This is a genomic window from Streptomyces sp. NBC_00287 (genome assembly GCF_036173105.1).
In the GTDB taxonomy this organism is placed as follows: Bacteria; Actinomycetota; Actinomycetes; order Streptomycetales; family Streptomycetaceae; genus Streptomyces.
In genome coordinates this window covers 2,635,845-2,648,211 of sequence record NZ_CP108053.1, presented here as the reverse complement: position 1 = coordinate 2,648,211, position 12,367 = coordinate 2,635,845, and the positions used below count along the sequence as shown (strand labels likewise).

Below are 12,367 nucleotides of genomic sequence, written 5' to 3'. Positions count from 1 at the left end.
TCGTACGGCCCACTCGCCGCGCCGCCGTTGACGCACCTTCCTAGCGTGAACGGCATGAACCCAACTCCGCGCACCCGCACCGTCGTCGGCTGCACGCTGCTGGTGATCGCACTCAGTGCGAGCGTCACGGCGTGCGGCAGCGACGGCAATCCGCTGTCGGCCGCGCCGTACGACGCGGCGGACCAGATCTCCTTCAACGGCCCCAAGGGCGACGGGAAGAAGGCCGACCCGGACAAGCCCCTGGAGGTCACCGCCGAGGGCTCGGACGGCCGTATCACGGACGTCACCGCCATGGACGGCACAGGACGCTACGTCAGCGGCGAACTCGCCGCCGACGGCAGCCGCTGGCACAGCACCTCCCCGCTGGCCGCCAACGCCCGCTACACGGTCCGCGTGTCCACCGAGGACGACGACGGCGCCCCCGGCCGCCGCGTGCTCACCTTCGACACCGGCAAGCCGCTCACCAAGAAGCGGCTGGACGTCACCTTCGGCCCCAAGGCGGGCAAGTACGGCGTCGGCCAGCCCATCACGGCCGAGCTGAGCAAGCCGGTCAAGGACGAGGCCCAGCGCGCCATCGTCGAACGCGCCCTCAAGGTCGAGTCCACGCCCGCCACCGAGGGCGCCTGGCACTGGGTGGACGACAAGGAACTCCACTACCGCCCCAAGGAGTACTGGCCCACCCAGGCCACCATCCGGGTGCGCAGCAACCTGGAGGGCATCAAGGTCAGCGACCGCCTCTGGGGCGGCAGGGCCAAGCCGCTGAGGATCACCACCGGCGACCGGGTCATCGCGGTGACGGACGCGTCGTCCCACTGGATGACGGTCTACAAGAACGGCGAGGAGATCAACTCCATGCCGGTCACCACCGGCAAGCCCGGCTTCGAGACCCGCAACGGCGTCAAGGTGGTACTGGGCAAGGAGTACTTCGTACGGATGCGCGGTACCAGCATCGGCATCGCGGAGGGCTCGGCGGAGTCGTACGACCTGCCCGTCTACTACGCCACCCGGGTCACCTGGAGCGGCGAGTACGTCCACGCCGCCCCCTGGTCGGTGGGCTCCCAGGGCTCCGCCAACGTCAGCCACGGCTGCACCGGCATGAGCACCGGCAACGCGGCCTGGTTCTTCGAGAACGTCCGAGAAGGCGACCTGGTCAAGGTCATCAACTCCTACGGCAACACGATGGAACCCTTCGGCAACGGCTTCGGAGACTGGAACGTCGCCTGGAAGAAGTGGCGCAAGGGCAGCGCACTGGTAGCAGGCAAGCCGGAGGGCCCGAAGCCGGAAGAAGCGGCAAGGCTGCGACCTACGGCTGTGTAACTCCGTAGGGGCGCGGGGAACTGCGCGACCAGCCCCAGACGGCCCGCAGTCGCCCGCGAACAGAAGCCCCCGTGCTCCTAGGCGCTCTGAAGTCTCTGGGTCCGCAACAGAGAAGCCAAGGCGGCCGCGAACTCCACAGGATCCACCGGCAGGGTCACCGCAGCCTCGGCCCGACTCCAGGTCGCCAGCCACGCATCCTGAGGCCGCCCGATGAGCAACAGCACCGGCGGACAGTTGAACACTTCGTCCTTGATCTGCCGGCACACCCCCATGCCCCCCATGGGCACGGCCTCACCGTCCAGCACACAGACATCGATCCCACCCTGGTCCAACTCGCGAAGCACGGCAGCAGGCGTTGCGCACTCCACGAACTCGATCAACGGGACATCAGGAGCCGGCCGCCTGCCGGAGGCAAGTCGCACCTGCTCGCGGGTGTTGGAGTCATCGCTGTAGACCAGCACCGTGGCGGTCGGCTGCATTGTTCCTCCGAGACGTCAGCGTCGTACGGACCGGCCGGACAGGGCCGTTTGGTGCGGATGTTACTCCCACGAACACCACGTCAACACTGGTTCAGACACCCAAGACACTCCGAACGGCACCCCCCGGAGTGAGGGCGGGATAAGCGACCGACATAATGTCGGTCGTGGCGACAGCAACGACAGTAGAAACCGGGCACGCGCACCCGTCGGTCAATCGGCCGAACCTCACCAGCGTCGGAACCATCATCTGGCTGAGTTCCGAGCTGATGTTCTTCGCGGCCCTCTTCGCGATGTACTTCACCCTGCGATCGGTGACCGGGCCGGATCACTGGAAGGAAATGGCGCATGCCCTGAACTTCCCGTTCTCCGCGACGAACACCACGATCCTGGTGCTCTCCTCCCTCACCTGCCAGCTCGGCGTCTTCGCCGCCGAGCGCGGTGATGTGAAGAAGCTCCGGATGTGGTTCATCGTCACCTTCGTGATGGGTGCGATCTTCATCGGCGGCCAGGTCTTCGAGTACACCGAGCTGGTGAAGAAGGACGGGCTCTCGCTCTCCTCCGACCCGTACGGCTCGGTCTTCTACCTGACCACCGGCTTCCACGGCCTGCACGTGACGGGAGGCCTCATCGCCTTCCTGTTCGTCCTCGGCCGCACCTACGCGGCCAGGAGATTCACTCATGAGCAGGCAACCGCCGCCATCGTCGTGTCCTACTACTGGCACTTCGTCGATGTCGTCTGGATCGGCCTCTTCGCCACGATCTACATGATCAAGTAGCCGGGCCCGTTCCCGCGCGCTGCAAGCAGGCAAGCAAGCAAGCGCACATCCCAGAAGCATCGACGCAGAAGATCCTGACACCGGGGTAATCCGTGAAAAAGCTCTCCGCACGACGACGCCATCCGCTGGCGGCGGTCGTCGTCCTACTCCTCGCGCTGGCGGCCACTGGGGGGCTGTACGCCTTTGTCGCGCCCACGGGCAAGGCGCAGGCAGACGAAACCGCCCAGTCTCTCGCCATCGACGAGGGTAAGAAGCTCTACGCCGTCGGCTGCGCCAGCTGCCACGGAACCGGCGGTCAGGGCTCCTCCGACGGTCCGAGCCTGGTGGGCGTCGGCGCCGCGGCCGTGGACTTCCAGGTGGGCACCGGCCGGATGCCGGCCGCGACCTCCCAGAGCGTCCAGGCGCCGCGGAAGAAGGTCGTCTACACGCAGGCCGAGATCGACCAGCTCGCGGCGTACATCGCCTCGCTGGGCGCTGGTCCGAACATCCCGACCGAGGCGGAGTACGGCCCCGAGGGCGCCGACATCGCCAAGGGCGGCGACCTGTTCCGCACCAACTGCGCTCAGTGCCACAACTTCACCGGCAAGGGCGGTGCGCTGACCCACGGCAAGTTCGCGCCCACCCTCGAGGACGTCGACCCGAAGCACATCTACGAGGCCATGCAGACCGGCCCGCAGAACATGCCCTCCTTCCCCGACACCATCCTGTCGGAGCAGAACAAGAAGGACATCATCGCGTACCTCGACGCGGTCAACAGCGACGACACCGAGAGCCCCGGTGGCCTTGAGCTGGGCGGACTCGGTCCGGTCAGCGAGGGCCTGTTCGCGTGGGTCTTCGGACTCGGCGCGCTGATCGCGGTCGCCGTCTGGGTCGCCGCTCGGACCGCAAAGGCCAAGAAGTCATGAGTAGCCAAGACATTCCAGAAGAGAACCTGCCCGCTGAGCAGGACGAACACGGCGCGGTGAGCGTCGCGGACGACAAGGACCCGTTCGCGGACCCCGGCCTGCCGCCCCACGAGCACCGGATCCAGGACATCGACGAGCGGGCCGCCAAGCGGTCCGAGCGCGCGGTGGCCCTGCTGTTCACGGTGTCGATGCTGGCCACCGTCGGCTTCATCGCCTCCTTCGTGGCGATCCCGGCCGACAAGTCGGTCTACATCTTCCCGCTGGGCCACATCAGCGCGCTGAACTTCGCGCTGGGCATGACGCTGGGCGTCTCGCTGTTCTGCATCGGCGCGGGCGCGGTCCACTGGGCCCGCACCCTGATGTCGGACGTCGAGGTCGCCGACGAGCGTCACCCGATCGAGGCGTCGCCGGAGGTCAAGGCCCAGGTTATGGCCGACTTCGCGGACGGCGCCAAGGAGTCCGCGATCGGCCGTCGCAAGCTGATCCGGAACACGATGTTCGGTGCGCTGGCCCTGTTCCCGCTCTCCGGTGTCGTCCTGCTGCGTGACCTCGGCCCGCTGCCCGAGACCAAGCTCCGCCACACCCTGTGGTCCAAGGGCAAGCTGCTCGTCAACATGAACACCAACGAGCCGCTGCGTCCCTCGGACGTCGTGGTCGGCTCCCTGACCTTCTGCAAGCCGGAGGGCCTGGAGGAGCACGACCACGACTTCCAGACCGAGATCGCCAAGGCCGCCCTGATGATCGTCCGGATCCAGCCGGACAACATCAAGGACAAGCGCGAGCTCGAGTGGTCGCACGAGGGCATCGTGGCGTACTCGAAGATCTGCACCCACGTGGGTTGCCCGATCTCCCTGTACGAGCAGCAGACGCACCACGCGCTGTGCCCCTGCCACCAGTCCACCTTCGACCTCTCCGACGGTGCCCGAGTGATCTTCGGTCCCGCCGGTCACGCCCTGCCGCAGCTGCGCATCGGCGTGAACGACGAGGGCTACCTCGAGGCGCTCGGCGACTTCGAAGAGCCCGTCGGTCCTGCATTCTGGGAGCGCGGATGAGTACCAACGAGAACAACGAGCGGCGCGGTAAAGCGCCCGCCGGCGAGCGCGTCGCCGACTGGGCCGACGGCCGGCTCGGCATCTACGGCCTGGCCAAGGCCAATATGCGCAAGATCTTCCCCGACCACTGGTCGTTCATGCTGGGTGAGGTCTGCCTCTACAGCTTCATCATCATCATCCTCACGGGTGTGTATCTGACGCTGTTCTTCCACCCGTCGATGAACGAGGTGGAGTACCACGGCAGCTACGTCCCGCTGCAGGGCCAGCTGATGTCCGAGGCGTTCAACTCGACCATGCACATCTCCTTCGATGTGCGCGGTGGTCTGCTGATCCGGCAGATCCACCACTGGGCGGCGCTGATCTTCCTCGCCGGCATGTTCGTGCACATGATGCGCGTGTTCTTCACGGGTGCGTTCCGCAAGCCGCGTGAGGTCAACTGGCTGTTCGGCTTCCTGCTGTTCGTCCTCGGCATGTTCACCGGCTTCACCGGTTACTCGCTCCCGGACGACCTGCTGTCCGGCACCGGTGTCCGCTTCATGGAGGGCGCGGTCCTGTCCGTGCCGATCGTCGGCACGTACCTGTCGTTCTTCCTGTTCGGCGGGGAGTTCCCGGGCGGCGACTTCGTGGCCCGCTTCTACTCGGTCCACATCCTGCTGCTGCCGGGCATCATGCTCGGTCTGGTGGTCGCCCACCTGATCCTGGTCGTCTACCACAAGCACACGCAGTACGCGGGTCCCGGCAAGACCAACAAGAACGTCGTCGGCATGCCGCTGCTGCCGGTCTACATGGCCAAGGCCGGAGGCTTCTTCTTCCTGGTCTTCGGTGTCATCGCGGCCATCTCGGCGATCGCCACGATCAACCCGATCTGGTCCATGGGCCCCTACCGTCCGGACCAGGTGTCCACCGGCGCCCAGCCCGACTGGTACATGGGCTTCTCCGAGGGCCTGATCCGTGTCATGCCGGGCTGGGAGATCAACTTCTGGGGTCACACGCTCGTCCTGGGTGTGTTCATCCCGCTGATGATCTTCCCGCTGGTCCTGGTCGCGATCGCGGTCTACCCGTTCATCGAGTCCTGGGTCACCGGCGACAAGCGCGAGCACCACATCCTGGACCGTCCGCGCAACGCGCCGACGCGTACCGCCTTCGGTGTCGCGTGGATCACCTGGTACATGGTCCTGCTGATCGGTGGTGGAAACGACCTGTGGGCCACCCACTTCCACCTGTCGATCAACGCCATCACCTGGTTCGTGCGGATCGCGTTCTTCGTCGGACCAGTGCTCGCCTTCGTCATCACCAAGCGGATCTGCCTCGGCCTGCAGCGCCGGGACAAGGAGAAGGTGCTGCACGGCCGCGAGTCGGGCATCATCAAGCGCCTGCCGCACGGTGAGTTCATCGAGGTGCACGAGCCGCTCAGCCAGGACGCGCTGCACACCCTCACCGCGCACGAGCAGTACCAGCCGGCCGAGATCGGCCCGTTGGTCGACGAGAACGGTGTCGAGCGCAAGGTGACGGGCTCCGAGAAGCTGCGCGTCAAGCTCAGCAAGGCGTACTACGGCGAGGAAGCCCAGATTCCGAAGCCGACCGTCGAGGAGTACAAGGAGATCACGAGCGGCCACGGCCACCACTGATCGCTGCGCACGCCACGCCACGGCCGAAGGGCCCCGTCCGGTGTACGGACGGGGCCCTTCGCCGTGCCCCGGGCTGGATAGGGTGGGAGCACACCTCTTCGGCAGGTGCACATGGTCTTCTACGACACCTCTTCTACGACACCCAGGAGCGGCCTTATGAGCGCTGTGACCCCCGCTGGAGGCGACACCGCGGCGGGCCGTTCCTGGCCCCGGCTGCTGAACGGCCTGCTGGAGGGGCGCGATCTGAGCGCCGATGACACGGCCTGGGCGATGGACCTGATCATGCGCGGCGAGGCGACCGACGCGCAGATCGCCGGGTTCGTGGTGGCCCTGCGGGCCAAGGGCGAGACGGTCGAGGAGATCACCGGCTTCGTCCGGACGATGTACGAGCACGCGAATGTGATCGAGGTGTCCGGCGACACCGTGGACATCGTCGGCACGGGCGGGGACGGCGCCAAGACCGTCAACATCTCCACGATGTCCGCGATCGTCGTGGCCGGCGCGGGCGCCAAGGTCGTCAAGCACGGCAACCGGGCGGCGTCCTCCGCCTCCGGCTCCTCGGACGTCCTGGAGAAGCTCGGGGTAAATCTGGAACTGCCGGTGGCCAGGGTGCCGCAGGTGGTCGAGGAGGCGGGGATCACCTTCTGCTTCGCGGCCAAGTTCCACCCGGCGATGCGGCACGCGGGCGCGGCGCGCGGGCAGTTGGGGATCAGGACGGTCTTCAACGTCCTCGGTCCGCTCACCAACCCGGCCCGGGTCAGGGCACAGGCGGTCGGCGTCGCCGACCCGCGGATGGCGCCGATCGTGGCGGGCGTGTTCGCCGAGCGGGGCAACTCCTCGCTGGTGTTCCGCGGTGACGACGGCCTGGACGAGCTGACCACGACCTCGACCTCCCAGGTCTGGATCGTCCGCGACGGCAAGGTCACCGAGGAGTCCTTCGACCCGCGGGACGTCGGTCTCGACCTCGTCCCGGTGGAGGCGCTGCGCGGCGCGGACGCGTCGTACAACGCGGATGTGGCCCGGCGCCTGCTGAACGGCGAGACCGGCCCCGTCCGGGACGCCGTACTCCTCAACTCGGCGGCGGCACTGGTGGCCCTGCACCCGACCGGGGCGCCTCTGACGGAACAGATCCGTACCGGCATGGCGAAGGCGGCGGAGTCGATCGACTCCGGTGCGGCCAAGCGGACGCTGGAGCGGTGGGTGGCCGCCAGCAACGCGTAGCGTTCAGTGATCGTCGTCCCGTCATCCGGACACGGGTTGCGGGGCGACGATCACTTCCCATAGGTTCCTGTACCAGGTCATGAGTGACAGTCATGAGGCCCCGGCCGACTGTCCGGCAACCCTCCGTCCGTGGCGGGGTGCCCCGGGTGAAGACCAGGCCGTGAGCAGCAAGGCTTACGGCAAGCGCGGATCCCTCGCACGCTTTTGGAAAGTGTGGAACCAGGGGTCCTGGGTCGTTCGAGGGAGTCTTCCGTGAGCAAGCGAATGCGATAGGGCCGCCGAGCCCCGCCTCCGCACACCCTTCTTCTCGCCCACCCTCACGGGAGTTCCGCCATGTCTGTCTCCACCGCTGCCCTCGACCGTACTGTTTGTTCCCCGCTGCCCGTTCTGGGACGGGATGTCACCGTCCCGCTCGTCACCGGCGGCGAGGTCACGTACGCCGCCCTCGACTACGCCGCCAGCGCCCCCGCCCTCCAGCGGGTCTGGGACGACGTCGCCGCCTACGCGCCGTACTACGGCAGCGTCCACCGGGGCGCCGGGTACCTCTCGCAGCTCTCCACCGACCTCTTCGAGAACGCCCGCAGGACCGTCGCCGAGTTCCTCGACTGCCGCGCCGACGACCAGCTGATCTTCACCCGGTCCACCACCGACTCGCTCAACCTGCTCGCCGCCGCCCTCCCCGCCGACTGCCAGGTCTTCGTCTTCGAGACCGAGCACCACGCCTCGCTGCTGCCCTGGCAGGACGCGAAGGTCACCTACCTCAACGCCCCGCGCACCCCGCAGCAGGCCGTGGCAACCCTGGAGCGCGCCCTCGCCGACCGTGACCCCCACGGCCCCGCCCTGGTCTGTGTCACCGGCGCCTCCAACGTCACCGGCGAGCTGTGGCCCGTACGAGAGCTGGCCGCCGCCGCCCATGCGCACGGCGCCCGGATCGTCCTGGACGCCGCCCAACTCGCCCCGCACCACCCGGTGTCGGTCCAGGACCTGGACGTCGACTGGGTCGCCTTCTCCGGCCACAAGCTCTACGCCCCCTTCGGCTCCGGCGTCCTCGCCGGCCGCGCCGACTGGCTGCGCGCGGCCGAGCCCTACCTCGCGGGCGGCGGCGCCAGCCGTAAGGTCACCCGGCGCGCGGACGGGGGAGTGGACGTGGAGTGGCACGAGAGCGCCGCCCGCCACGAGGCCGGCTCGCCGAACGTCATCGGCGCCTACTCCATCGCCTCGGCCTGCAAGGCCCTGACGGAGGCCGGGTTCGACACCCTGGTCGCCCGCGAGCAGCACCTGATCGAGAAGGTCCGCGAGGGCCTCGCCGAGGTCCCCGAGGTCAGGGTCCTCTCCCTCTTCGGCGACGACGCCCCGCGCGTCGGTGTCATCTCCTTCGTCGTCGACGGCTGGAACAGCTCCCACTTCGCCGCCGCCCTCTCCGCCGAGTACGGCATCGGCGTCCGCGACGGTCTGTTCTGCGCCCACCCCCTGGTCCGCACTCTGCTCGGCAGCGACCCGCAGACCCAGGGCGAGTGCGGCGCCCCCGAGGCGGCACCCGGCGAGAAGTCCCTGAACGCCATCCGGGTCAGCTTCGGCGCGGGCACGCCGGACGAGCACGTGGAGCGGTTCGTGACCGCGGTGTGCGAGCTCGTCACCGACGGCGCGAAGTGGAACTACCGCACCGAGGACGGGCGTTGCGTCCCCGCGGTGTGATCCGCTGACGTACGCTCCCCGTGCGGATCAACGGGGGCGGACGGAACTAACGGGGGGCGCGGTGCAGGCGCTGCGGGACACGGATCCTCGGCGGATCGGGCCGTACGAGGTGCTCGGGCGGCTCGGAGCCGGCGGGATGGGCGAGGTGTATCTCGCCGAGGCACGTGGCGGGATGCGGCTGGCAGTCAAGGTGGTGCGGCCCGAGCACGCCGGGGACCGGACCTTCCGCGCCCGGTTCCGCCAGGAGCTGCGCGCCGCGCGGGACGTCGGCGGGGACGGCACGTACACCGCGCGGGTCGTCGACGCCGATCCCGAGGGCGAACCGCCGTGGATGGCGACCGAGTTCGTCGAGGGGCCCACCCTGCGGGACGCCGTGCTGGACGGCGGGCCGCTGCCCGCTCCCGCGGTACGGGTCCTCGCGGCGGCGCTCGGCCGGGCCCTGACCGCGATCCACGCCAGGGACCTGGTGCACCGGGACCTCAAGCCCTCCAACATCCTGCTGGCGGCGGACGGCCCGCGGGTCATCGACTTCGGGATCGTCCGGGCGCTGGAGGCGACCGCGCTGACGAGTCCCGGGTCGATCGTCGGCACGGTCGGCTATGTCTCCCCGGAGCAGATTCGCAACAGCGGCGAAGTGGGCCCGCAGAGCGATGTGTTCGCGCTGGGAGCGGTCCTCGCCTACGCCTCCGGGGGCCGTCAGCCCTTCGGTGAGGGCCATGAGTCGGTGGTCCTGCTGCGCATCCTGAACGGCGACCACGATCTGTCCCAGGTGCCCGAGGAGTTCCGGCCGCTGGTGGAGTCCTGTCTGCGCCCGGACCCGGCCGGGCGACCGGTTCCGGAGGTCGTCATGGCGGCCGTGGGACACACGGAGGCGTCACTGACTGCCGCCGTGCGGCCGGGCTGGTTCACCGGCGGCGGTACGCGGTGGGTGCCGGGGGACGACGCGGAGCGGATGAGCGGCGTCGAGTACGCGGCCCCGGTGACACTGCCGGACGCGGTCATATCGCCTGCCGTCGCGCCGCTGCCGCCGTCGCGCCGCGGTGTGCTGCGGGCCGTGGCCGGTGGGGCCGTGGTGGCCGTCGCCGGGGGCGTCGGCGGCTGGTGGTGGCTGCGGGAGCCGGAGCGGGGCAAGAAGGAGGACCCGCCCTCCGCGACGGCCACCGGGAAGCCGGTCGTGCGCTGGCAGTTCTCGATGGACCAGGTCATGACCCCGCGGCTCGGCGTGCTCTCACCCAAGGGCGACGTCCTGTACGCCGCCACGTCCTCCGTCGACCTGTACGCGCTCTCCGCCGATGGCGAGGACCTCTGGAAGGCCAACCTCGGCGGCGCCGGTCTCGATCCCCTGGCGACGGCGGACGGCGTCTACTGCACCGTGGTCGAGGGCGACAGCGCGGACGGCTCCCCGCGGCTGCGGCTGCGCCGGTACGACACGGCGGGCAAGCGCGGCTGGAGCCGGGGCCTCGGGCCGACGGGCACCGCTCCCGTCCTCGCCGGCGACGCGATCGTGGTGGGCGCCGGGAACGAGGAGATCGGGGAGCTGCGCGCCTACGCGCCTGACGGCAGCATGCGCTGGCAGCGGGGGCTCGTGGGCGCGCTCACCGAAGCGCCGCTGGTGCACGGCGGTGTGGTCTACGCCGGTACTCGCGCGGGCCTGCTGGTCGCCTTCGACGCCAAGGACGGCACACCGCTGTGGAAGGCCGAGGCGGGCGCCGACCTCCGACGGCCCGTGGTGGTGGACGGCCGGGCCCTGGCCGCCGCCTCCGCCGGCGAGCGGACCTGGCACGGCTTCACCCTGGGCGGGCAGCGGCTTTGGCGCAGTGAGGAGGCCGATGGTGAGGTGGAGGGGCCGGTCACCGTGGCCGGTTCGCTGGCGCTCCTCACGGAGAACCAGGTGATGAAGGCGTTCACGGCGGACGGCGAGCCCGCCTGGACGTATCGGGGCGGGGACTACGACCTCACCGAACCCGCGGTGTCGGGCGGCCGGATCTTCCTTCAGACTCCCGACGAGATTCACGCCCTGAACCTCAAGGGCAAGCGGATCTGGCGCTTCCCGCTCAAGGCCGGCTATCCGGTGTCGGCCCCTCTGATACGCGGCAACCGCCTCTATGTCACCTCGGAGGAGGGCGTGGCAGCCGTCGACCTCACGTCCTAGCCGTCGAGGCCGATCGCGAAGGCCGCCTCCAGGTCGTGCTGCGAGTACGTCCGGAACGCCACATGCGTGTCCGTGCCCTCCACGCCCGGGATCTTGCTGATGCGGCCGGGGATGACCTCGGCGAGGTCCTCGTGCTCCTTGACCCGGACCATCGCGATCAGGTCATAGGTGCCGGTGACGGAGAAGACCTCGCTCACGCTGTCCAGCGAAGCGATCTCCTCCGCGATCTCGGGGATCCGGTCCACGCTGGTCTTGATGAGGACGATCGCGGTGATCACGGCTGTTTCTCTCCCTCGGGGGCCTGCGTCGCTGGGGTGGCCCTCACTCTAGTCGTACGGCCGAACCGCACCCAGGCGAAGCCGCACCCCAGGCCGAAGCCCACGAGATGGGCCAGATACGCCACCCCGGGCCCATTCGCGGCCCGCCCCGCCGCCAGCCACTGCAGGGCCGCCCAGAAGGGGAGCACCACCCAGGCCGGGAAGCGCAGCGGCAGAAAGAACAGGAACGGCAGCAGGCTCGTCACCCTGGCCCGTGGGAACAGTGCGAGGCAGGCGCCGAGCACCGCCGAGATCGCGCCGGACGCGCCCACCAGGGACTGCTCGGAGTCGGCGTTGGCGGACGCGTAGCCCAGCAGGGCGAGATAGCCGCAGCCCAGATAGAAGAGGGTGAACTGGACACGGCCCATGCGCTCCTCGGTCAGCACACCGAAGACATAGAGGAAGAGCATGTTGCCCAGCAGATGCACCCAGCTGCCGTGCACGAAGAGCGCGGTGGCCGGCGTGAGGGTGGAGCGGGCGTGCCCCTCGAACAACTCGGCCGGAACCACACCCCAGCGCCGGAAGTAGGCCCGCTGCGCCGCGAGCAGCTCGTCGCCGGTGCCGTGGACCGGATTCAGCCCCGACGCCGGTCCGATCACGAAGATCAGCGTGCACAGGGCGATCAGTCCGTATGTCACCGGCGCGGACGGCGTCCGGATCGTTCTGACGGCCTTGACGCTCCAGTTGCTGATCATGAACACAGAGCATGACGTAATGGGGCGTACGCGAACAGAGCGCCTCGCCGCTGTGGACGGCCGAGCGGCGAGTACCCGCCAGGCCGTAGGGTTACGAGCCACACGCACCGGGGATGCCGGTGAGTCACCG

The 12,367-nt window shown here is 69.0% G+C and carries 11 protein-coding genes and 1 riboswitch; of the genes, 8 read left to right on the top strand and 3 right to left on the bottom strand.

Going from position 1 to position 12,367, the window contains the following annotated elements:
• Nucleotides 1–54 precede the first annotated feature (54 nt).
• Complete coding sequence (locus tag OHT76_RS12100) at nucleotides 55–1,317, top strand: L,D-transpeptidase (protein ID WP_328870790.1); 1,263 nt, start codon at nucleotides 55–57, stop codon at nucleotides 1,315–1,317.
• A gap of 77 nt (nucleotides 1,318–1,394) precedes the next feature.
• Here the strand turns inward: OHT76_RS12100 and OHT76_RS12095 are convergent, their stop codons facing one another.
• Nucleotides 1,395–1,796 carry a hypothetical protein gene (locus tag OHT76_RS12095; protein WP_328870789.1) on the bottom strand — a complete coding sequence of 134 codons (402 nt, stop codon included), beginning with the start codon at nucleotides 1,794–1,796 and terminating at the stop codon, nucleotides 1,395–1,397.
• Between the two features lie 155 nt (nucleotides 1,797–1,951).
• On the opposite strand from OHT76_RS12095, the gene ctaE reads away from it, so the two are divergent.
• From ctaE to OHT76_RS12060, 7 genes are all read left to right on the top strand, one after another.
• On the top strand, nucleotides 1,952–2,572 hold the full coding sequence (ctaE, locus tag OHT76_RS12090) for an aa3-type cytochrome oxidase subunit III (RefSeq protein WP_328870788.1): 621 nt from the start codon (nucleotides 1,952–1,954) through the stop codon (nucleotides 2,570–2,572).
• A 92-nt stretch (nucleotides 2,573–2,664) separates the two neighbouring features.
• Complete coding sequence (gene qcrC, locus OHT76_RS12085; protein WP_328870787.1) at nucleotides 2,665–3,477, top strand: cytochrome bc1 complex diheme cytochrome c subunit; 813 nt, start codon at nucleotides 2,665–2,667, stop codon at nucleotides 3,475–3,477.
• The gene (gene qcrA, locus OHT76_RS12080) at nucleotides 3,474–4,529 is read left to right on the top strand and encodes a cytochrome bc1 complex Rieske iron-sulfur subunit (protein WP_328870786.1); all 1,056 of its coding nucleotides are present in this window, start codon (nucleotides 3,474–3,476) and stop codon (nucleotides 4,527–4,529) included. Before qcrC ends, qcrA begins: the two co-directional genes overlap by 4 nt.
• Nucleotides 4,526–6,157, top strand: a complete 1,632-nt coding sequence (gene qcrB, locus OHT76_RS12075) for a cytochrome bc1 complex cytochrome b subunit (RefSeq protein WP_328870785.1) — start codon at nucleotides 4,526–4,528, stop codon at nucleotides 6,155–6,157. Before qcrA ends, qcrB begins: the two co-directional genes overlap by 4 nt.
• A 156-nt stretch (nucleotides 6,158–6,313) precedes the next feature.
• Nucleotides 6,314–7,378, top strand: a complete 1,065-nt coding sequence (trpD, locus tag OHT76_RS12070; RefSeq protein ID WP_328870784.1) for an anthranilate phosphoribosyltransferase — start codon at nucleotides 6,314–6,316, stop codon at nucleotides 7,376–7,378.
• Nucleotides 7,379–7,453: 75 nt separating this feature from the next.
• Nucleotides 7,454–7,570: riboswitch (SAM riboswitch) on the top strand.
• 141 nt (nucleotides 7,571–7,711) lie between these two features.
• Nucleotides 7,712–9,073 (top strand): aminotransferase class V-fold PLP-dependent enzyme, encoded by a 1,362-nt coding sequence (locus OHT76_RS12065; protein WP_328870783.1) that lies wholly within the window; start codon nucleotides 7,712–7,714, stop codon nucleotides 9,071–9,073.
• Between the two features lie 61 nt (nucleotides 9,074–9,134).
• The gene (locus OHT76_RS12060; RefSeq protein ID WP_328870782.1) at nucleotides 9,135–11,225 is read left to right on the top strand and encodes a protein kinase domain-containing protein; all 2,091 of its coding nucleotides are present in this window, start codon (nucleotides 9,135–9,137) and stop codon (nucleotides 11,223–11,225) included.
• On the opposite strand, the gene OHT76_RS12055 is transcribed toward OHT76_RS12060, so the two are convergent.
• Together OHT76_RS12055 and OHT76_RS12050 are read right to left on the bottom strand one after the other, a co-directional pair.
• Nucleotides 11,222–11,503, bottom strand: a complete 282-nt coding sequence (locus OHT76_RS12055) for an Lrp/AsnC family transcriptional regulator (RefSeq protein ID WP_328870781.1) — start codon at nucleotides 11,501–11,503, stop codon at nucleotides 11,222–11,224. The two genes, OHT76_RS12060 and OHT76_RS12055, sit on opposite strands and share 4 nt — an antisense overlap.
• A complete protein-coding gene (locus tag OHT76_RS12050) occupies nucleotides 11,500–12,237 on the bottom strand; it encodes a rhomboid family intramembrane serine protease (RefSeq protein WP_328870780.1) in 738 nt (245 codons plus the stop codon). Before OHT76_RS12050 ends, OHT76_RS12055 begins: the two co-directional genes overlap by 4 nt.
• Between the last annotated feature and the right edge of the window lie 130 nt (nucleotides 12,238–12,367).